Raw genomic sequence first — 21,879 nt, forward strand, 5'->3', positions numbered from 1 at the left:
CAGGGTTGAACAAAAAATCACCTTAAAAATTAATTTTCGTCACATTATAGTGATTTCGCCGAATATAGCAGCAAAATACTGGTCTAATCACTGAAGTATACAAAATGCTTTGCGCGGTCGAGTAAATTAACTACAATTAGCTTAATTGCTCGCTTTTAATTGTTTGATTATCAACCAATTGTGGGGCAGTACGTGTAGCGTTTTTGCTATCCCGTTAAAATAGTGAAGTACACAAGGACGTTGTTATTAACAAGTTAATTATCCTCGTTGTTTTCCTCGCTTTATTTTCTGCATCCTCGTTAGCAGCAGACGTTTCAGCTGTGGTGAATCAATCAGTTGAGCACACTAAGCTGTCTAAGCTTGAGCTTAGAAGGATTTTTTCAAAGCGCATCACTCGTTGGCCTGATGGTCAGCCGATCGTGGTATTTGTGCTCGCCAGCAATAATCCAGTCCACCAGCGATTCTCAAAAGAAATATTAAAGATATTTCCTTATCAGCTAGACAGAATTTGGAACAAGATGATTTTTTCCGGCGTTGGGAGTGCGCCAATTGTAGTGAAAGATCTCGAAACCTTACTCGCTGAGGTAAGAAATACACCAGGCGCCATTGGCTATGGCGAAAACATTGCAGAACAAGGAGGCTTGCATGTTATTGAAATTATTCGTTAAAGTCCAAAAAATATTTGTGCTAAGCCTAGCCTTCGTAACTGCAACAAGTTGGGCTGATGAACAACAAAATGTTCAATTTCATGGGTTTATCGCTCAAGGCATCGCAAAATCGCAGGGCAGTGATTTTGTTAATGATGATGAAGATGTGTCAGCAGAATTAACCGAAATTGGTTTCAATATTTCCTATCAAATAAATGAGCAACTCAGATTTGCAGGTCAAGCTGTTTACTTGAACGCGGGCAACCGACTAGCAGAAGGTGGCAGAATTGATTATGCCCTCTTTGATTGGTCAGTATTTCAGACGCCAGAAAGCCAATTAAACCTTTATTTAGGGCGCTATAAAAATTATCACTGGCTCTATTCAAGTACGCGCGATGTACCTATGACCAGACCGAGCATTGTGTTGCCACAGGCCATTTACTTTGATGGTTTTCGCGATATTGCTGTAGGTGGCGACGGCGTAGCACTTTCTTATAAGCAAAATCATGCAACTTGGGGCGATTTTGATTTTAACCTCAGTTATGGCACGTCAAGTATCTCGGATAAACAGACTGAAATTATTCTAAGTGAGCTGGCAACGGGGCGAATGAATCATGACCTTGATTACCAAGGTAGTATTTTCTGGCAGCCTCAAAATAGTCAATGGCGCTTTGGCATCGCAGCACTCGACAGCGAGTTTACTTACGCTCAAGGTCAAAGCGATAGCTTCCGAGATGCGACCATTATTTTTCAGCGATATTTGCTCAATGGCAGGTATGAAGGTGAATTATGGGAATTTAGCGGAGAAATCATTCAAGAGCGGTTTTTACTGGAAGGATTCTATAGTGATAACTTTCGACAAGATAATTTCGGACAAGGATTCTTTATTCAATCTCGCTACTTACTCAATGAAAATACGCGTTTACTAGCGAGGCTAGAGCGCTTTTATGCTAATAAAGATGATCGAAGAGGAAATCAGCTATCAGCGAATACGGGTGGGCAAATACCTCATTATTTTGGCTATCAGCACGATACTGTCGTGGGGCTGTCGATACGCCTAGCTGAACACCTAGAGTTGCAATTAGAACACCACTGGTTTGAGGGAACGGCTCGGTTAACCCCTGTTGTTGTGCCTAATACCGCGATAAACAACGACAAACACTGGCAACTTTGGTCTGCTCAACTTATGTATTGGTTCTAAAATGAATCGCACGTTTATTAGTGTTCCATTAAAACTACTGGCATTAATTGTTGGTACCTTGCTGCTGGTGAGTGCTGGCTTTTCAAGCCTGTCTTTGTGGCGGCTGGAACAAGAATTTACTCAGTTTCAGCGCGATAAGCTTAACTTGGGCAGTGCGCAGTTTAGTGTTGAGAAAGCGCGACTCGATAACCAGCTTCGCATTTGGGTAGAGTCTTTCTCTGATATTGTTGGTGTCAATGAAAAACCTAACTTTGATGATTTAACGAATGCGGTTGCTGAACAGTTCTATGCTTTACAATTACATTTAAACGTAGAAAACCTATGGTTGATTGACGAAAATTTGCAAACCCTCTGGTTATCACCAGAGAGCACGCCAAGGCTTGTCCGTGAGCACGCTAACGAAGTGTTACGAATGCAAGAGCCGCTTAGTACTATAGACTGCCAAGTTGATTGTCAGCTTTTTACTAGCGTTCCGGTGATAAACGAAAATGGCAAAATTGCGGTGGTCACTATGTCGGCGTCGTTAATCGACATTATTTTCTCGCTGCATCAAAGTTTAAATAGTAATGTTGCGGTGATCAGCTTGCCGTCTGGCCAAACCCTGTCTTTGCAACAAGTGTCTTTTATTTCTGCTTCCAATCAAGCGCAACTTAAAAAATTGTTTGCCCAGCATCCAGAGCAACTTCCGCTCGCGCAGGTGATGGATGAAGGCATTCAGCTGAGTCAAAACCATTCACATTATTTGTTGAATTTTATGCCGCTCGCGACAACGTCGACACGCGAATATTTTTTAGTGCTTATTGATGATGTCAGTGACTTCAAGGAAAAGAATGAGAATTATCGCAATTATTTCTTAGTGACTGAGCTATTTATCTTTATTACGCTGGCGCTCTTGGTCTTCTTCGTGACAAGCCCGTTTGCGCGCCGTCTTATTAACCTTGCTAATGCACTGCCAATGCTGTCGCGCAGAGAGTTTAATGAATTTAGGAAAGTACCGTTAAAGCGACGTAGCTTGTTTGTGGACGAGCTAGATATAGTAGCCAATGCTGCACAAGACTTAAGTTTTGAGCTTGAGCAATTGAATATGGAAGTCGAGCAAAAAACGCAAGAGCTTGAAAATATTGCGATGTATGATTTGCTTACCGGCCTTCCTAATCGCAATATGTTGAATCTTCAACTGCATAAGCAAGTGGCGAGTTTACATCGCAGCAAGGAAGGTATCGGTGTACTTTTCCTTGATTTAGATGATTTCAAAAAGGTCAATGATAGCCATGGTCATGGTGAAGGTGATCGTTTACTTGAAGAAGCAGCTAATCGTATTCGCACCAGTATTAACAAAGCAGATCTGGCATGTCGTTTTGGTGGTGATGAGTTTGTTATTGTCTTGCCGCAAATTGCTTCAATAGAGGAAGCGGTTTCGGTGGCAAAAGAAATACTTGGTCGTTTTAAATTACCCATTAAGGTAGGTTCTGGTGTTTTCTATGTTTCAACTAGCATTGGTATTGTTTATAGCGATAACGAAGCGATACGAGCGGAAGACTTAGTAAGCTTTGCCGATATTGCCATGTACGAAGCGAAGAAAAGTGGCGGCTCGCAATACCATATATATAAACCTGAGATGTTTACGCGAGTTGCACAGCGTGTTGAACTTGAAGGCGAAGTGCGCCAAGCCTTATTGAAGCAACAGTTTAGCTTGAGCCTTCAACCTCAACTCAGTGCGAAAGATAAGAAGCTGATTGGTTTTGAAGCGCTATTGCGCTGGCACCATCCTGAGCGCGGTATGATCCCGCCTGATGAGTTCATACCAATCCTTGAAAACTCAGAGTATATGATTGAGTTGGGTTACTGGGTGATGCGTCGTTGCTTTGAACTGGTCAGTGAGTTTTTAGAGCAAGGGCTGATTGATGTGCGCGTTGCCATTAATTTATCAGCGATGCAGTTTTTAGACCCACACTTAAGTGATTATCTACGCCAGTTAATGCGCCGCTTTAATCTGTCTGCGAAACATTTTGAACTAGAGTTGACTGAGCAAACACTCGTTTCTGATATTGATACTGCGATTGGGGTGATGACCAGTCTGAAAAAAATAGGCTTCAGTTTTGCCATCGACGATTTTGGTACGGGTTATTCGTCACTTGCCTATTTGAAAAAAATGCCCGTCGATGTCATAAAAATCGATAAAAGCTTTATTTTTGGCATGTTAGAAAATCATTCCGATTATCAAATTATTATGTCGACCATTGCGATGGTGAAAAACCTTGGCCTTACTGTCGTGGCCGAAGGCGTTGAAAGTGGTGCCCAGCTGCGTAGTTTAACCATGAACGACTGTGATATTATTCAGGGCTACTATTTTTCCAAACCCGTGCCCGAAGTCGAATTAAAATCCTTTTTGGCTGAGCGCTTAGTTGATGGTTACTGGAAAACCCAAGCAAAGCAGCATTAATTTCAAAATAAGAATACATCTATGACAACTTGGTCTGATCTGCTCGCCGCAGAAAAGCAACAGCCTTATTTTCAAGAAACCCTAGCCTATGTTGAACAGCGTCGTGCTGAAGGCGTTACTATTTATCCACCGAAAGACGAAGTCTTTAACGCGTTTCGCATTCCAGCGTTTGACAATATTAAAGTGGTCATTTTAGGGCAAGATCCTTACCACGGCCCTGATCAAGCACATGGCCTATGTTTTTCCGTTAAGCCGGGGATCAAGCCGCCCCCGTCGTTGGTGAATATGTACAAAGAGCTGGCTACCGATATCGATGGTTTCGAGATCCCTAGCCATGGCTATTTGCAACCATGGGCAGAGCAAGGTGTGCTGTTATTAAACACGGTATTAACGGTGGAGGCTGGGCAAGCACACTCGCATAAACACTTAGGCTGGGAACAATTTACTGATCGCGTAATTCAAACGTTAAGCGATCACGGGCAAGGGATTGTGTTTCTGCTGTGGGGCTCACATGCCCAGAAAAAAGGCAAAACCATTGATGGTAGTAAGCACCATGTGCTTAAAGCACCACACCCATCGCCACTATCAGCGCACCGCGGTTTTTTTGGTTGCCGTCATTTTTCACAAGCGAATCAATTGTTAGTTAATCAAGGTAAAACACCCATTACTTGGCAGGTATAGCGTGGCAGGTATAGCTTGGCTGCTATAACTTGTTAGGTGTAGCCTGACAGCTACACTCGCTTGATAAAGCCTAAGGACATTAGTCTGCATCAAAACAAAAACGCCGAGTTAGCAATAACTCGGCGTTTTTCATTACTTGAATGATTAAGCTTTAAACGATTAATCGTTTAAGTTACTTTCAAACTAATTAAATGTTGAATTTACATGAGCAGCAAATTCAGGTGCGCCCATAAAACCGGTTACACGCTTGTTGCTAACTTCATTACCTTGCTTATCAAAGAACAGAATTGATGGGAGGCCGAACACATCAAAGTGTTCCATTAATTCCACTGAGCTATCAGCGCCTGTATCCGTTAAATCAATTTGAACCAAAAGTGTATCTGCTAACGCTTTCTGCACTTCTGGTTTCGGGAATGTGTACTCTTCAAATTCTTTACACGCGATACACCAGTCAGCGTACAAATCCAGCATGACCGTCTCGCCGCGCTGATTTGCCTCAGCAATCGTCGTTTCTAATTCTGCAAGGTTTGCCACACGAACAAAGTGTTTAACATCAGATTCATGGCTGCTGGCAGCAACGGCTGGTTGTGGGAATACTTGCTTGTAAAGCTGGTTTGCACCGACGAATAGCGCTAGGAAAATCACTAAGCTACGCGCACCATACCAGAAGTTTTTATTGGTATTTTGATTCGCTACATAGAAGTAAGTAGCGGCACCTAGAATAAGTAGCGACCATAGCGCACCAGAAATGCTTACCGGTAAGAAACGCTCCAATAAGAAAATTGGCACAGCTAGTAGCAAAATACCAAAGATGTTCTTGATGATGTTCATCCAAGCGCCGGCCTTCGGCAGTAATTTACCGCCAGAGCTACCTAGTACTAACAATGGTAAGCCCATACCAATACTTAGCGCGTATAGTGCTGCTGCACCTAAGACGATATCGCCAGTTTGCGAAATATAGATTAAGGCGCCAGTTAATGGTGCGGTGGTACAAGGTGAAGCCACTAAACCTGAGATTGCGCCCATTGACGTTACGCCAGTGTATGAGCCACCTTCTTGCTTGTTGCTCATCTCGTTTAGCTTGTTCTGCCAGCTTGCAGGTAGCGCTAGGTTAAACATGCCGAACATAGAAAGTGCCAAGAATACGAATAGCACACTCAAGACAATTAATACCGCGGGGTGTTGGAACATGGCTTGGAATTGGGCGCCAGCGAGGGCTACAACAACACCTAAAATCGTGTAGGTAATCGCCATACCTTGCACATAGAAAAACGATAGGCTAAAGGCGCGTTTCGTTGATAAGTTATCGCCTTGGCCAACAATAATACCCGTTAAAATTGGGTACATAGGGAAAACACAAGGGGTGAATGACAACAGTAAACCACCCGTAAAGAAGGCGATTAAAGTCACTAGCAAGCTTTCGTTTTGCAACAGTGACAATAATTCAAACTGCTCGCTGCTTGCGCCAGTTGCTTGTGATGAAGCTGCTTTTGTTGAAGGTGCTGACGTTGAAGTCGCTTGCTCGGCTGGCGCATTATTGGCTGAGCTATTTAACGCCGCTAAAACATTGCTCGTGTCACTCGCTTTAACTTCATTTAAATCAACCGTTTTGGTGGTTGGTGGGTAGCAAAGGCCCTTTTCCGCACAGCCTTGGTAACGAATGGTGACACTTGAACCGTCGGCTGCTTCAATAATTGGTAGCGTAAACTCTACGTCTTTATTGAAAATTTGTTGAACGCCAAAGAATTCGTCTTCGTGCTCTTTACCAGCAGGTAATTCAACTTCCGCTAGCGTTGCACCTTCTGAAGTAAAGCGAAATTGATGACGGTATAGGTAGTAGCCGTCTTTAACGTTAAAGCTGACTAACAACTTGTCTTTGTTTTGGTGAAAATCAAAAACAAAGGCTTCATCTACTTTTAGGAACTCATTGTCATTGCTAAATAAGCTTGACGCTGAGGTATCAAAAATACTGTCTTGTGCGTTTGCATCAGTTGGTGCTAGTGAAAGCACAAACCATGTCAATAAGAGTAAAGCGAACTGTTTCATAAACTACTTTAACGAACCTGCAATCCAGTCTAAATATGCGTTATTGCCTTGCTGGATATCTAGGGCAATAACTTCCGGTACCTCGTAAGGGTGGAGTGCTTCGATACGAGCCGATAACTCGTCAAAGATCTCAGCTGTTGTTTTGATAAGCAGCATCACTTCATCCTCTTTTTCAATTTTGCCCTGCCATTGATACACAGAAGTGATCCCCGGCACCAAATTAACACAAGCCACTAACTGCTCGGTTACCAGTTGCTCGGCAATTTGCTCGGCAACCACTCTACTTGGGCAATTACATAATACGACTTGAAACATGGCTTTATGGCGATTCTTTCAGGCAAAAATAATGGGCTATTTTTACCATATTTAGGCCAACAATGCATCGTACTAGGTCGCGAATAACCCAGCAATGCAGCCAGCAAGTGTATCGTGTGGTTGAAAATGACCCGACAACCCTCATATAAGTTTCAAGATTATTTTTGGATGAGCTTATGTTCCGAGTTTTATTTATTCTTTTCGTTATTGTTCCCATCATTGAAATTGCGGTGTTAATGCAAGTAGGCTCGCTAATTGGTGCATGGCCAACGGTAGCGATTGTGGTCATCACTGCCTGGTTAGGGGCGAAGAATGTTAAAGCACAAGGAATCGCGACTATTCAAAACTTACAAACTAAAATGGCGGTGGGTGAAGAACCATCACAAGAAATTGTTGCTGGCTTATTGCTACTAGTTGCAGGCGTGCTGCTAGTTACCCCAGGCTTTGTGACTGACGCTTTTGGTCTATCATTGCTTATTCCACAAGTGCGTAATGGTTTAGTGGCAAGTGTGCAGCAGCACCTAGCAACGCAAACTGTTCAGGGAATGCAAGGTATGGGCGGTGCAAGCTTTACCTATCGCCAGCAAAGTCATCATGCTTCAGGCCAACCACATGGCTTTGAACAGCACACAGATCCTTTTGACAAAGCGCGAACGAAAACGAGTAACGTCGAGCAAGGTAACACCATTGAAGGTGAGTTTGAGCGCAAGGACTAAAAAATTTAATTATCAGGGTTGTATTGATAAAATACGGCCCTATTTAATTCTTCAACAATTTACATAAACACTATTCTCAGGAGAGAACATTCATGAGCATTCGTCCATTACACGATCGCGTAATCATCAAACGTAAAGAAGTAGAGTCGAAATCTGCTGGCGGTATCGTATTAACGGGTAGCGCTGCTGAGAAATCAACGCGTGGTGAAGTTGTTGCTGTTGGCAACGGCCGCATCCTTGAAAACGGTGAAGTACGTGCCCTAGACGTTAAAGTTGGCGACCAAGTTATCTTTAGCGAAGGTTACGGCGTTAAAACTGAAAAAATCGACGGCGAAGAAGTACTTATTCTTAGCGAAGGCGACATCTTAGCCATCGTAGAATAACGAGCAGCATTGATAAATTATTACCGCGCTTGCTGTAGCACAACATGCAGCATTAGCGGTGAATAAACTATTGCCATACCTGCTGTAGCACAACATGCAGCAACCAAGGGCGATAAGACGATAAAAGATAGGAATTAATATCATGGCAAAAGACGTATTATTCGGTAATGACGCTCGCGCTAAGATGCTTAACGGTGTTAACGTTTTAGCTGATGCAGTAAAAGTTACCTTAGGTCCAAAGGGCCGTAACGTAGTATTAGACAAGTCATTTGGCGGCCCATCAATCACTAAAGATGGTGTTTCTGTGGCAAAGGAAATCGAACTTGAAGACAAGTTCGAGAACATGGGCGCACAAATGGTCAAAGAAGTAGCGTCTAAAGCAAATGACGAAGCTGGTGACGGTACAACAACTGCAACTGTACTTGCGCAATCAATCGTGAACGAAGGCTTAAAATCAATCGCTGCGGGCATGAACCCAATGGATCTTAAGCGCGGCATCGACAAAGCGGTTGCAGCGGCTGTAGAAGAGTTAAAAGCGATTTCTACACCATGTGCTGATAATAAAGCGATCGAGCAAGTAGGTACTATTTCTGCAAACGCTGACACTAGCGTTGGTGAAATCATTGCTACGGCAATGGACAAAGTAGGCACTGAAGGCGTTATCACGGTTGAAGAAGGTCAATCGTTAGAAAACGAATTAGATGTGGTTGAAGGTATGCAATTCGATCGCGGTTACCTATCACCTTACTTCATCAACAACCAAGAAAGTGGTGCGGTTGAATTAGAAAACCCATTCATTTTATTAGTTGATAAAAAAGTATCAAACATCCGTGAATTGCTAACAACATTAGAAGGCGTTGCAAAAGCTGGTAAGCCACTACTTATCATTGCTGAAGATGTTGAAGGTGAAGCATTAGCAACACTTGTAGTTAACAACATGCGCGGCATCGTTAAAGTAGCAGCGGTTAAAGCACCTGGTTTTGGTGATCGCCGTAAAGCTATGCTTCAAGACATCGCTATTTTGACTGCTGGTACTGTGATTTCTGAAGAAATCGGTATGGAGCTTGAAAAAGCGACTCTAGAAGACTTAGGTCAAGCGAAGAAAGTTGTGATCTCGAAAGACAACACAACCATCATCGACGGTATCGGCGAAGAAGCTGACATCCAAGGTCGTGTTGCACAAATTCGCGGTCAAATCGAAGAAACAACTTCAGATTACGACAAAGAAAAACTTCAAGAACGCCTAGCAAAACTAGCTGGCGGTGTGGCAGTAATCAAAGTGGGTGCTGCAACTGAAGTTGAAATGAAAGAGAAGAAAGACCGCGTTGACGACGCACTTCACGCAACTCGCGCTGCAGTTGAAGAAGGTGTAGTTGCTGGTGGTGGTGTTGCGCTAGTACGTGTTGCTGACAAGATCAAAGAACTTAAAGGCGACAACGAAGACCAAAACCACGGTATCAATGTAGCGGTTCGCGCAATGGAATCACCATTACGTCAAATCGTAGCAAACTGTGGTGACGAAGCGTCTGTGGTACTTAACGAAGTACGCAACGGCGAAGGTAACTTCGGTTACAACGCTGGCAATGGTTCATACGGCGACATGTTAGAAATGGGTATTCTAGACCCGGCGAAAGTAACGCGCTCTGCATTACAATTCGCCGCTTCTGTTGCTGGCTTAATGCTAACCACTGAAGCTATGGTTACTGACGCTCCGCAAAAAGATGCGGCTGCCCCTGCTATGCCTGATATGGGCGGTATGGGTGGTATGGGCGGAATGCCGGGCATGATGTAATTTTGCTGGTCTAAATTGATTCTTACTGCGTTGCCTTTTCAGCTCGCATAGAAAATGACCTATGCGTCGCTCAAGGCGCCTTGTCATAATCAATTTATCCTGCGCAAAATGTGCTAAAGCCTATTTGATAAAACCCGCTTCGGCGGGTTTTTTATTGCTTTGAATTTGTGCCTGTGATGATGATTATGGCGTTGTTACTTCGGTCACACACAAACAAGCGTATGCGACGTTCATAACGCCTTGTACTAAACGTTTTATCCCGTGCAAAATGTGCTAATCCTATTAGATAAAACCCGATATTTAGTGGATTTTTTATTGCCTTGAATTTGTGCCCGTAATGTTGATTATGGCGTTGTTACTTCGCTCACAAACCAATGTCTTCGTTGCTTATAACAAGTGTTTTGGCGGCCTGACATTTATTTCAATTGCTTTCCTTCCTATCCTTTTGCGCTTACAACGAGCTTGCCGATAGACATTTGATGTAAATCACAACTTAATGTTTCAAAACTAACTAATTAACCTATTGCTAGCATGAGTTATTAATCGTACATAATGTTGCAAAAATAATATGAAAATCTTGACGATTATCAGTACAATGCCGCGCATTAATTAAGCAGCAAATGCCAGTGTGATTAATGCTAAGCCAATAGTGCTTTTTATTGTTCCGCTGTGCGATAGCCTTTATCTAAAGGGTCGGTGAAGTTAAATGAATAAATTGTGCTACCCACTTATACTTTTTTGTACTTTACTCGTTTCTGCTTGCGTGCAGACAGTTCAACCAGCAGATAAAGATCAAGCTAAGCAATCTCAACTCGCGATTTCATCAGTTCGAGATATGCCCATCAGCTATGCAAAGGGGGCTAAGTTTTCGTTGTCGCCCAAATTTATTAATGCTTCGTTTAGTCAAGCAGAGCAGGCAAGCATTTACGAGAGCTACAGTAAAGCTGTTAATCAAGCGCTACTAGCCGCAGGCTACCAGCCAAGTAACAATCAGCCAAGTAACAATCAGCAGGCCGAGTTTACAGTTGTTTTTGGCTTAGCATTGCAGCAAGATCTTCCGGATAGCAAAATCAGTGAAGAGTTTGGTGTATTGCCTGGTTTGAGCAGTGCTGAACGTTTGGAAAAAGGCAGCTTTCTTATCTATATTGAAGATAATATTACTAATCAGCGTATCTGGCGCGGTGCAGTGCAGGGCTTTGTTCATCAAGATTTTAGCCCTGCGCAGCGAGAGCAACGTGCTGTTACCGTCGTCAACTCAGTTCTTTCATCGTTTCTCAGCATGAAATAACAATTTATCAGTCGTTTATATTTACTATGATGCAATTTATCCCTGTGTTCACTTCATGTTTTCAGCGTTGTACTCGTGCCGCGATGGTGATGGCAATTTTGTTCTCAACCATGTCTAGTCAGTTATTGGCGGCATCAGTAGAAGTAGAATGGCGCGAGCCTGATAACTATCGTGATATTCACCCCGGTGGTAATAGTCGTGAACAATTTAGAGCGACAACCTTTGCGGACCTAGAGCGTAATTTTGGTGAACTAGCTAAATCGCTGCCTGACTCGCAAACACTTAAAATTGTTGTTAGAGATCTAGATTTAGCTGGCTATGTGAACGTTGACAGCAAAACACAACGCCGTCGCTTTATTTCTAGCACCTACTTCCCACGTATGAAGTTTACTTACAAGCTATATGATGACGCTGGTCAGGTAATTAAAGCGGGAGGTGCGTATTTGAAAAAGCCTGACTTTATTGCCACAACAGCCAATATTTATAAAGACAAAACCTTAGGTTATGAAAAGCAAATGATTGACCAATGGTATGCTGAAACCTTTATGCCTTCAGAATCTGAATAAATCTTTGTTATTAATTGTAAAGCCGCTGAACCAGCGGCTTTTTTATTGGTCACAATTAGTACAACAGAGCAGTAGGTAAAAAAATGAAACTTACAAAAGTAGTTGTCATTGCAGCAATAGCTGGCGCGGCGTTTAGCTTTTCATCATTGGCCTTTTCAGCGCAGCCCAATAAGGTAGAGGTCAATTGGAGTAACGCTGAAAAGTACCGTGATTTGCGCTCAACGACCGAAACTAAGCGGAATTTTCAGCAACGTTTCTTTAAAGAAATATCAGCGTATTTAAATGAACTATCTCAGTCGCTACCGCAGGGCTATCAATTAAACATGGATGTTACTCAAGTTGATTTGGCGGGGCGAATTACCTTTGTCAGAGGGCAACAGGTACGAATTATCAAAGATATCGACTATCCTAATATGGCGTTTAGCTACCAATTGAAAAATCCAAATGGCCAGATAATTGCTGAGCATCAAGCGCAAGTTAAAGGTAAAGCTTTTTTGGCTGGCAGCCAGCATCAGAGTCATCGTATGAAGCCGTTTGCTTATGAAAAACAAATGCTTGAAGATTGGTTTGATAAGGAAATTGTCAGCAAATTCTAACTTGAGCCATTATCTTCAGTTTTATAAATAGGAGTACTGCATATGAAAACTATCACTTATAGTCTATTTGTCTTGTTAGTCTCGGCCAGTATGACTTCGGCTCATGCGGGTACGGCAAAAGTTAAATGGACGAATCCTGACGACTATCGCGATATTCGCCCGGCCAATGAATCCCGTGAACGATTTAAGCAGCGCACGTTTAAAGAGCTTGAAGCATTTGTGACTAAGCTCGCCGCGAAATTACCTGAAGGATTCGAGCTTAAATTAAACGTGACCAATCTAGATTTAGCTGGCAATGTAGAATTTGGCCGAACACAACAAATTCGCATTGTGCGTCAAATTCATTTTCCTAAGATAGACTTTGATTACCAACTGCTTGATGCAAACCAACAAGCTCTTGCTGCTGAGCAGGTTTCGCTTAAAGATATGAACTTTTTACACCATATCAAAACGCGTTCGAGCACCGAGTCATTAGGGTATGAAAAGCGTATGTTGGAGGACTGGTTTAATAAGGCATTTGCAGGGCAAATTCAGAAAACTTAGCTAATAACTACTGAAGAATTATTTGAAAAGTAGTTAATTATTTTTAGTTACAATGATATATAAACTGCGTTGACCTTCATTTATTGGCAAACAATGCAGTTTTTATCATTATTCTTATGTTTTTCCCTTATTTCTTTTCAGGTATTTGCCTTCGACTTTCAAGGGCGATTGGCAAGCATTCAACAACTCGACAAAGCGGATCAGTTAGCACAATTTGAGCAATTGCTAGCGCAACCGTCGTTATCTTCTCAGCAACGCTTCCAAGCACTTAATGCCCTCACTATGCACTATTTTAGACAAAGTGAGCTTAGCAATGCGCTTAAGCAAGGTCATATTACCTACCAGCATACCAAGCAGCACCAACTTGCAGCGCCACAGGCTGCAACCGAGAAATTGCTCGGTATTATTTATTATTACCAAGGCGATCTTAATAATGCCTTGACCTACTATCAGCAAGCGCTGGCTTACTATGAGCAGTCGGGCAACAAAGTGCAGCAGGCAAATGTGCTAAATAATATAGCGCTGGCACAAAGCGCCCAAGGGCACTCACAAGCGGCACTTGCTAGCTATCTAAAAGCAGAGCCTCTGTATTTAAAACATGGCTCTGAATATGATGCTGTCGATGTTCGGGCAAATATTGCGGGCTTGTATATTTCGTTGCGTCGCTTCGACCAGGCCATAGCTATGCTTGAAAGCGCAGTGACGTATTATCAAAAGCACGGTCATGACAATGACTTAGCAAGAGCGCAGGCTGATTTAGGTGTTGCACTAAAATACGCCGAAAATTTTCCGGATGCGTTGGCTCATTTACAGGCTTCGCTGTCCTATTATCAGCAAAAAGAAGAAGGTTATAACGTAGCCGCAGCGTTGCACAACATTGCTGAGGTTTACTTGTTAATGAAACTGCCTATTAAGGCACAAGCTTACGCTGAACAAGGGGTAAGCCGTAGTAGAGCAAGTGACCACAATAAAGCGCTAGTCGGTAACTTGCAAGTGCTGGCAAAATCTTGGTATTGGCGTGGCGATGCCTTGCAAGCGCAGCTTTATTTGCGCGAGGGCTTAAAGCTTGCGAATGAACTAGATTATCTGTCATCGCTCTCTTCACTACTCATTCTCAATGCGTTAATTGAAGCTGCACTCGAGCAACCAGAAAAAGCAATTGCTGCTGAGCAAGCTTATCAAGCGCTAGAGCGCAATCGCTTTAATACTGAGTTAAATACTATGCTGGCAGAGTCTGAGGCACTTCAATTACAGCAAAAACTTGAGGTTGTGCAGCAACAAAAAGCCTATCAGGCGGAGCTAAGCCGAAATAAAACGGTTGAAGAACGCTATTTGTTTGCGGCATTCACATTGTTATTTCTAGTTATGTTTTTGGCCTATAAAAAGTTACGCGATTTTTACTTGAATAAAGAGTTGGCATTGCAGGTAGAGCTGCAAACTGAAAAGCTTACGCGCGTTAATCAACAATTATTGCAGGTATCGTTAGAAGACGGCCTAACTGGCATTCAGAATCGACGAAGTTTTGATGCTGATATTCGCAAGCTATGGCAAAAATTTACAGAGCAACATCAAAACTTTGCCTTAGTGTTTATCGATATTGATCATTTTAAGGCATTTAACGATATGTTTGGTCACATTGCTGGCGATAGGGTGTTGCAAGAGGCGGCGCAGGTATTTAGTCAAGCCATGCCAAACGGAGCGGGGGTTTATCGTTATGGCGGTGAAGAATTTGCGGTATTAATTGACGGTCTTGATGAAACTATTTGCTGCCATGAGGGTGTACGCAGTATTTACAAGGAAATTCAATCTTGCTTAGTGGGCTATAGTGCACCTGAGCAAGCAACAATCACGGTGAGCGCCGGCACATGCTTTGCTGATGAACAAGTAGAATCGCTCAATGAGTTTATTAATATGGCAGATAAACGCTTGTATCAAGCAAAACGAGCTGGCCGAGATCAACTCGTTTGCCAATAACCTGTATGTGTAAAAACGACGACTATGTGTAAGACTGTTCGAAGTTTGCTAGCACGGTAAAAAGTTGTTCAATTTTCTTTACCAGCGCGACCAGTAACTCTTTATTTTGCGATTGTTGCCACTGTAGAAGATCATCAGCGACTTCTTCGACATAAGGTTGGAAGGTATTTGCAGATGACTTAAAGCCTGCATCTGCAGTGAAAATTGCTGAAAAGCCAGCTTTTTTCTCTTCGCGCAGTTGCGCAAGGGTGGCGTCAGCAGCCAAAGATTTCTTTAAAATAATCGAAATATTATCAATCAGTTGTTGGTTTACAGCGTCAGACATAACAAATGAAGTAATGGGAATAGTTGGCGTTATTATCGCAAATTAATCGGGGTTTTGTTAGGTTCGCCCGCAATTTCCCGTACCAGTTTGGGCATTAGGTAGCCCGGTAGTATGGTCATTAATTCATTAACAATGCTAATGGCACGCGCTTCACTCATATCAAAATGCGTTGCACCTTTTACTTTATCAAGCAAAAACAGATAGTAAGGCTGGATGCCAGCATCAAACAGGCGCTCACTTAACTCAGCCAGTGTTTGCGCATTGTCGTTGACCCCTTTGAGCAGAACGTTTTGATTAAACAAGGGAATGCGCTTGGCGCGCAGTTTTTCAATGGCGTACTCAACCTGCTGGTCGATTTCATTCGGGTGGTTAATATGAAATACCATAGTCGCTTTCAAGCGCGTGTTGGCAAGCATATTCACCAAGCTGTCTGTGATACGCGCTGGGATCACCACAGGTAGGCGGGTGTGTATGCGCAATCTGGTGACATGAGCAATTGCTGATATTTGCTCAATCAGCCATTGCAAGTGTTGATCATTAGCCATTAGTGGATCGCCACCGCTAAAAATCACTTCGTTTATTTCATTGCGCTCGGCAATATAGTTCAGCGCTTGTTGCCAGTGGGCTTTATTCGGGCTGTTATCTTGGTATGGAAAATGGCGACGAAAGCAGTAGCGACAGTTCACCGCACAGCCACTTTTAACAATCATCAACACCCGATGTTTGTATTTATGCAGTAACCCTTCGGCAGCCGTTTGATGCTCGCCGAGGGGATCACTGACAAAGCCGTCAAGTTCAATAAATTCATCACTTACTGGCATCACTTGCTTTAACAGTGGGTCGTTAATATCGCCCTGCTTCATCCTTGAGATAAACGGCCTTGGCACACGCACGGGAAATAACTTACGGGCGTTCAAGTGCTCAAGATATTGCTCAGGGTCTATGGCTAATAACTCAAGTAGCTCACGGGGATCGGTTACGACATCAGCCAACTCTTTTTGCCAAGAAGTGTGCAAATCTGGTTGAATTTGGGTTATTATCTGCGGCATTTGTTATTCTAATCTCTCAAAAGTTAAGCGAGTATTTATGGCTTCTTTTAGTACAAACCAATTTAAAGCTGGTCTGAAATTAATGATCGACGGCGAGCCTTGTAACATTCTTGAAAACGAAATCGTTAAACCAGGTAAAGGCCAAGCATTCAACCGCGTTAAAATCCGTAAATTAATCTCTGGTAAAGTACTAGAGAAAACCTTCAAATCAGGTGAATCTGTTGAAGGTGCTGATGTAATGGATTCAGATCTTGGTTATTTATATGCCGACGGCGAATTTTGGCATTTTATGAATAACGAAACTTTTGAGCAAGTTGCTGCTGACGAAAAAGCGATTGGCGATAATGCGAAATGGTTAGTTGAAGGTGACATTTGTACGATCACTTTCTGGAATGGCAACCCTATTTCAGTTGCGCCGCCTAACTTCGTTGAGTTAGAAGTGACTGAAACTGACCCAGGCCTAAAAGGTGACACCGCGGGCACTGGTGGCAAACCTGCTACGTTAAGCACTGGCGCAGTTGTACGCGTACCATTGTTCGTACAAATTGGCGAAGTGGTTAAGTGTGATACCCGTAGCGGCGAATACGTCTCTCGCGCTGGCAAGTAACTTAGCGTTACAGCTAACCAAACATGATAAAAGCTCGCTACGGCGAGTTTTTTTTAGCGCTAATTTTCGCATTAATTTCGGTATTAGCTGAGTTGAAAAGCGCAGCTTTGACCTCATAATTACTAGTTCGATAACGTTAAGCTCTCCATAGTTAAAGTTAAGGTTGCGTTCATGACCCCCGCATTAGAAATCAAAGATTTACAAAAAATATATAAAGGCGACTTTCACGCCTTAAAAGGTATTAGCTTGTCGGTTGAACAGGGCGACTTTTTTGCCTTGCTTGGCCCTAATGGAGCGGGTAAATCCACTTCAATTGGCGTGATTACATCGTTAGTGAACAAAACCTCTGGCACCGTTAAAGTTTTTGGTCACGATATTGATAAAGAGTTAGAAAAAGCTAAAAGCTTTATCGGTTTAGTGCCGCAGGAATTTAATTTTAATCAGTTTGAATCTTTAATGCGTATTCTGGTCAACCAAGCGGGTTACTATGGGGTTGAGCGCAGTGTGGCAGTTGAACGTGCGGAAAAGTACCTAAAGCAACTGGATTTATGGGAAAAGCGCGATAACGCTGCCCGTATGCTCTCGGGTGGTATGAAGCGCCGTTTAATGATCGCCCGTGCCTTAATGCATGAGCCAAAAGTGCTTATTCTGGACGAGCCTACAGCGGGTGTCGATATTGAGCTACGTCGCTCGATGTGGGAATTTCTGCGCGAGCTAAACGCACAAGGTATTACCATTATTCTGACCACTCACTACCTAGAAGAAGCTGAAATGCTGTGTCGCAATATCGCCATTATCGACAGTGGTCAGATTGTTGAAAACACTAGCATGAAGCAGCTACTGGCAACCTTAGATATTGAAACCTTTGTCTTGGATTTGCCTGCTAATAGCGTAACACCAAGTCTTGAAGATTTTACCTACCGTGTTATTGATGACCATACACTTGAAGTGGATGTTAAAAAAACACAAGGGCTAAACGGCGTATTTGCCCAGCTTTCCGAGCAGGGAGTACAAGTATTAAGTATGCGTAATAAGTCAAACCGATTAGAAGAGCTTTTCGTGCGACTCGTTGCCACCAACGATTCAGAAAGCGATGCACAGGCCGAGACAAAGGCATAAGGAGTAACAGATGAGCTCAAGTACAAACTTTATTGCGTTAAAAAGTATTATGCACAAAGAAGTGCATCGTTTTATGCGAATTTGGGTACAAACCTTAGTGCCACCAGCGATCACGATTAGCCTATATTTCGTCATATTCGGCTCGCTGATCGGCTCTCGTATTGGTGAAATGGGCGGCTTTGATTATATGTCGTTTATCGTGCCGGGTCTGATCATGATGAGTGTCATTACTAACTCCTACTCGAATGTGGCCTCGTCGTTTTTTAGTGCCAAGTGGCAGCGAAATGTCGAAGAAATGTTGGTGGCACCAGTGCCTAATTGGGTGATTGTTGCTGGCTATGTTGGCGGCGGTATGACGCGTGGTATTTTAGTGGGCGCTATTGTCACTTGTATTGCTATGTTTTTTACCAATATTCAAATTCATAACTTTGCCGTGATCATTATCACTGTAGCGTTAACTTCTGCGGTATTTGCGCTTGGTGGTTTGATCAATGCGGTATTTGCCAGCAGCTTTGATGATATTTCGATTATTCCGACCTTTGTGTTAACACCATTAACCTACTTAGGTGGTGTATTTTACTCAATCAGCTTGTTGCCTGAATTCTGGCAAGGTGTCTCACAGTTGAACCCTATTGTTTATATGGTCAACGCGTTCCGCTATGGCTTTTTAGGCATTAGCGATATTGACCTAACCGTTGCTTTCGCAGTGCTGGGTGTTTTCATCGTTGGTTTATGGTCAACGGCAATGTACCTGATTCGCAAAGGCATTGGGTTGAGAAGCTAATGCCCACGAAGCTAATGGTGAGCAAGCTAATGTCTGAGCAAATTATGCCTGATCAAAATAACCCAAACGATGCGCTTAGTGGCGACTCCAAAGCGATTGTTACCAATCAAGATGGTGTTCACGAAAAGCTAGAGCAGATAGTGCAAAAGCATTTATCGCACTGCTTTGAGAAACCATTTCAACAGCACACGCTAACCGCTTTTGAAGCGCTTGATGAGAAAGTTAAAGCATGGGGTGGCGACGTTATTCTTGATGCCTGCTGCGGCGTTGGGCAAAGTACCCGTTTACTTGCCAAGCAAAACCCTAACGCGCTAGTGATTGGGGTGGATAAGTCGGCGCATCGCGTTAATCGCAATGTCGAAGAGCATTTTCCAGTGGATATAGCGGGCGTGACTAACTTTGAGATTATTCGCGCCGATCTGAATGACTTTTACCGTTTAGTGGCAAAGGCAAACTGGCCGATCGCTAAGCACAATATTTTGTATCCAAATCCTTGGCCTAAAGCTAAACATATTCAGCGTCGCTGGCATGGCGCTGCGGTCTTCCCTAGCATTATTCAAATTGGCGAAACCATTGAGCTACGCAGTAACTGGCGCCTGTATTTGGAAGAGTTTCTAATCGCCGCTAAGCTGTCAGGCCGAGAAGGGCAGATCACTGAGATAAAGTTAACTCAAGGTGATACGCCAATTACACCATTTGAAGCTAAGTTTATTAACAGTGGCCAGCAATGTTGGCAATTAACCATAAGCTAGTGATTTTCACTACTTTTGTTTGTAAAAAATACTAACACTGTTTATTTGTATTTTAGCTTCTTTAACAAAAAACCAATATAACCATAGAGTTATAGAATTGGCGTAAATATTGATGTACTCCTTGTTCAATGCAAGGAGAACTCAATGTCTAACACCATCAAAAAAGATGTACTAACTAAAGCATTTGTTTTAATTACCCTTTCTCAAGCCTGCCTGATCTATATTGGGTAGCGCCTTCGTAACACCCCCGTAGCTCAACGCTATGGTGGCAATAACACAAAGAAACGAGACATTTTCGACGATTTTGATTAAACTGCCGCATTCGTTTTGAACATAGAAAAGCTTTATTTAACGGTAATGTATGACGGCAGGTAAACGCGCGGCGGAAGTATCATTAGAGTCGATGCACCGTATCTTTACAATTCCTGAAGCCCCAGACTCGACTTTAGGTCGAATAGAGAAAGAGATCTCAGAAAATCTGGCGGGCTTTTTAGGTAATCATATCGTTGCTACGGAGCAAGCACTCACCGAGATTGAAAAGGACTTTGCTGGCGCGAGTATTCCTGAGCAACCAGCATTTGTATCTGATCACACTCATCACTTGCTTGATAAGCTAGTGTCGCGCTCGGTTCATACTTCAAGCCCAAGCTTTATTGGTCATATGACCTCAGCTTTACCGCATTTCTTGTTGCCACTATCAAAGCTGATGGTGGGTTTGAACCAAAACTTGGTAAAAATTGAAACCTCTAAGGCTTTCACGCCATTAGAGCGCCAAGTGTTAGGCATGATGCACCGCCTAGTGTATCGCGATTCAGATGACTTTTATCAGTCGTGGATGCATAGCGCTAATCACTCACTCGGAGCGTTTTGCTCTGGTGGTACCGTCGCTAACCTGACGGCCTTATGGGTTGCCCGCAACAATATGCTAAAAGCTGATGGCGACTTTAAAGGAGTTGCCCGTGAAGGCTTATTTAATGCACTTAAGCACTATGGTTACGACGGTTTAGCAATCTTAGTATCTGATCGCGGTCACTACTCGTTGAAGAAGTCTGCAGATGTACTGGGCTTGGGCCAAGATAGCGTGATCGCTATTCCAACTGATGAATACAATCGCATTGACTGTATGCAATTGGCGGCGAAATGTCAGGAATTAACCGACAACAATATTCGTGTGCTAAGCATTGTTGGTGTTGCGGGTACTACGGAAACTGGCAATATTGACCCACTCGCTGATATGGCCGCAATTGCTCAGCAATTTAAGTGTCACTTCCACGTCGACGCGGCGTGGGGCGGAGCAACCTTACTGTCGAACAAATACCGTGATTTACTTGCAGGTATAGAGCAAGCGGATTCCGTGACGATTGATGCTCATAAGCAAATGTATGTGCCAATGGGTGCTGGCTTAGTGGTCTTTAAAAACCCATCATCGGTCGCGGCAATTGAACATCATGCTGAATATATTTTGCGTAAAGGCTCAAAAGACTTAGGTAGCCATACGCTAGAAGGTTCACGCCCAGGTATGGCAATGTTAGTTTATGCGAGCCTGCATATTATTAGTCGCCCAGGTTATGAGCTTTTGATCAATCAAGCGATCGAAAAAGCGAAATACTTTGCCAAGATCATTCGTGAACACAGTGAATTTGAATTGGTGACAGAGCCTGAGCTGTGTTTGCTTACTTATCGTTATGTACCATCACAAGTGCAAGCGTTTATGGCGGGCGCTGATGTTGAAACCAATCAAGCACTAAATAAAGTCATTGATAAACTCACCAAGCATATTCAAAAAACACAACGTGAAGCGGGTAAGTCGTTTGTTTCTCGTACGCGTATTGAAGTGCAAAAATACGGTGGTGAGAAAGTGCTAGTATTCCGTGTAGTACTGGCAAACCCGTTGACGACGGAAGAAATATTGCATGATGTGCTTACTGAGCAAGTAGAAGTTGCACAAAGTAGTATTAAGTTTTTGCCAGAGCTATTGGCAAAAATTGGCAACTCGAATTAGATTAATTCAATTAGTGTTGGTACCTCATTGATATCAAAAAGCCGCGTTTA

Annotated in this window: 21 protein-coding genes; 17 read left to right on the forward strand and 4 right to left on the reverse strand. The window is 43.0% G+C overall.

Annotated features, from left to right (window positions below; genetic code table 11):
* Nucleotides 1–320 precede the first annotated feature (320 nt).
* From DXX94_RS13340 to ung, 4 genes are read left to right on the forward strand one after another with little or no spacing between them, the layout of a single operon-like run.
* Complete coding sequence (locus tag DXX94_RS13340) at nt 321–668, forward strand: hypothetical protein (RefSeq protein WP_116016604.1); 348 nt, start codon at nt 321–323, stop codon at nt 666–668.
* The gene (locus DXX94_RS13345) at nt 646–1,848 is read left to right on the forward strand and encodes a hypothetical protein (protein WP_116016606.1); all 1,203 of its coding nucleotides are present in this window, start codon (nt 646–648) and stop codon (nt 1,846–1,848) included. Before DXX94_RS13340 ends, DXX94_RS13345 begins: the two co-directional genes overlap by 23 nt.
* Before the next feature lies 1 nt (nt 1,849).
* The gene (locus DXX94_RS13350; protein ID WP_116016608.1) at nt 1,850–4,291 is read left to right on the forward strand and encodes a bifunctional diguanylate cyclase/phosphodiesterase; all 2,442 of its coding nucleotides are present in this window, start codon (nt 1,850–1,852) and stop codon (nt 4,289–4,291) included.
* A 21-nt stretch (nt 4,292–4,312) separates the two neighbouring features.
* Nucleotides 4,313–4,972: a uracil-DNA glycosylase gene (ung, locus tag DXX94_RS13355; protein ID WP_116016610.1), complete on the forward strand. Its 660-nt coding sequence runs from the start codon at nt 4,313–4,315 to the stop codon at nt 4,970–4,972.
* Between the two features lie 183 nt (nt 4,973–5,155).
* Here the strand turns inward: ung and DXX94_RS13360 are convergent, their stop codons facing one another.
* Both DXX94_RS13360 and cutA read right to left on the reverse strand, forming a co-directional pair.
* Nucleotides 5,156–7,018, reverse strand: a complete 1,863-nt coding sequence (locus DXX94_RS13360) for a protein-disulfide reductase DsbD (protein ID WP_116016612.1) — start codon at nt 7,016–7,018, stop codon at nt 5,156–5,158.
* A 3-nt stretch (nt 7,019–7,021) separates the two neighbouring features.
* On the reverse strand, nt 7,022–7,333 hold the full coding sequence (gene cutA / locus DXX94_RS13365) for a divalent-cation tolerance protein CutA (protein WP_116001886.1): 312 nt from the start codon (nt 7,331–7,333) through the stop codon (nt 7,022–7,024).
* Nucleotides 7,334–7,509: 176 nt separating this feature from the next.
* Between cutA and DXX94_RS13370 the strand changes: the two genes are divergently transcribed.
* From DXX94_RS13370 to DXX94_RS13405, 8 genes are all read left to right on the forward strand, one after another.
* Nucleotides 7,510–8,049, forward strand: coding sequence for an FxsA family protein (locus DXX94_RS13370; RefSeq protein ID WP_116016614.1), 540 nt, complete (start codon nt 7,510–7,512; stop codon nt 8,047–8,049).
* Nucleotides 8,050–8,141: 92 nt separating this feature from the next.
* A complete protein-coding gene (locus DXX94_RS13375) occupies nt 8,142–8,432 on the forward strand; it encodes a co-chaperone GroES (RefSeq protein WP_116001882.1) in 291 nt (96 codons plus the stop codon).
* Between the two features lie 139 nt (nt 8,433–8,571).
* On the forward strand, nt 8,572–10,224 hold the full coding sequence (gene groL / locus DXX94_RS13380; RefSeq protein WP_116001880.1) for a chaperonin GroEL: 1,653 nt from the start codon (nt 8,572–8,574) through the stop codon (nt 10,222–10,224).
* Nucleotides 10,225–10,987: 763 nt separating this feature from the next.
* Complete coding sequence (locus tag DXX94_RS13385; protein ID WP_258872169.1) at nt 10,988–11,512, forward strand: DUF4136 domain-containing protein; 525 nt, start codon at nt 10,988–10,990, stop codon at nt 11,510–11,512.
* 26 nt (nt 11,513–11,538) lie between these two features.
* Complete coding sequence (locus DXX94_RS13390; RefSeq protein WP_116016618.1) at nt 11,539–12,078, forward strand: DUF3016 domain-containing protein; 540 nt, start codon at nt 11,539–11,541, stop codon at nt 12,076–12,078.
* Nucleotides 12,079–12,161: 83 nt separating this feature from the next.
* On the forward strand, nt 12,162–12,674 hold the full coding sequence (locus DXX94_RS13395; protein WP_116016620.1) for a DUF3016 domain-containing protein: 513 nt from the start codon (nt 12,162–12,164) through the stop codon (nt 12,672–12,674).
* Nucleotides 12,675–12,716: 42 nt separating this feature from the next.
* The gene (locus tag DXX94_RS13400; protein WP_116016622.1) at nt 12,717–13,217 is read left to right on the forward strand and encodes a DUF3016 domain-containing protein; all 501 of its coding nucleotides are present in this window, start codon (nt 12,717–12,719) and stop codon (nt 13,215–13,217) included.
* Nucleotides 13,218–13,310: 93 nt separating this feature from the next.
* The gene (locus DXX94_RS13405) at nt 13,311–15,191 is read left to right on the forward strand and encodes a tetratricopeptide repeat-containing diguanylate cyclase (protein ID WP_116016624.1); all 1,881 of its coding nucleotides are present in this window, start codon (nt 13,311–13,313) and stop codon (nt 15,189–15,191) included.
* A gap of 22 nt (nt 15,192–15,213) precedes the next feature.
* On the opposite strand, the gene DXX94_RS13410 is transcribed toward DXX94_RS13405, so the two are convergent.
* Nucleotides 15,214–15,516: a hypothetical protein gene (locus DXX94_RS13410; RefSeq protein ID WP_116001868.1), complete on the reverse strand. Its 303-nt coding sequence runs from the start codon at nt 15,514–15,516 to the stop codon at nt 15,214–15,216.
* Between the two features lie 32 nt (nt 15,517–15,548).
* Nucleotides 15,549–16,565, reverse strand: a complete 1,017-nt coding sequence (gene epmB / locus DXX94_RS13415; RefSeq protein WP_116016626.1) for an EF-P beta-lysylation protein EpmB — start codon at nt 16,563–16,565, stop codon at nt 15,549–15,551.
* Between the two features lie 37 nt (nt 16,566–16,602).
* Between epmB and efp the strand changes: the two genes are divergently transcribed.
* The 5 genes from efp to panP all read left to right on the forward strand — a co-directional run bounded on the left by efp (nt 16,603) and on the right by panP (nt 21,829).
* On the forward strand, nt 16,603–17,172 hold the full coding sequence (efp, locus tag DXX94_RS13420; protein WP_116001866.1) for an elongation factor P: 570 nt from the start codon (nt 16,603–16,605) through the stop codon (nt 17,170–17,172).
* Nucleotides 17,173–17,343: 171 nt separating this feature from the next.
* Nucleotides 17,344–18,291 (forward strand): ABC transporter ATP-binding protein, encoded by a 948-nt coding sequence (locus DXX94_RS13425; protein ID WP_116016628.1) that lies wholly within the window; start codon nt 17,344–17,346, stop codon nt 18,289–18,291.
* A 10-nt stretch (nt 18,292–18,301) separates the two neighbouring features.
* Nucleotides 18,302–19,075 (forward strand): ABC transporter permease, encoded by a 774-nt coding sequence (locus tag DXX94_RS13430; RefSeq protein WP_116016630.1) that lies wholly within the window; start codon nt 18,302–18,304, stop codon nt 19,073–19,075.
* A gap of 44 nt (nt 19,076–19,119) precedes the next feature.
* Entirely contained in the window at nt 19,120–19,827 is a 708-nt protein-coding gene (gene trmB / locus DXX94_RS13435) for a tRNA (guanine(46)-N(7))-methyltransferase TrmB (protein ID WP_116018521.1), read from the forward strand.
* 361 nt (nt 19,828–20,188) lie between these two features.
* Nucleotides 20,189–21,829, forward strand: coding sequence for a pyridoxal-dependent aspartate 1-decarboxylase PanP (gene panP, locus DXX94_RS13440; RefSeq protein ID WP_116016632.1), 1,641 nt, complete (start codon nt 20,189–20,191; stop codon nt 21,827–21,829).
* The last annotated feature ends 50 nt before the right edge of the window (nt 21,830–21,879 follow it).

The organism is Thalassotalea euphylliae (assembly GCF_003390375.1).
GTDB lineage: Bacteria > Pseudomonadota > Gammaproteobacteria > Enterobacterales > Alteromonadaceae > Thalassotalea_F > Thalassotalea_F euphylliae_A.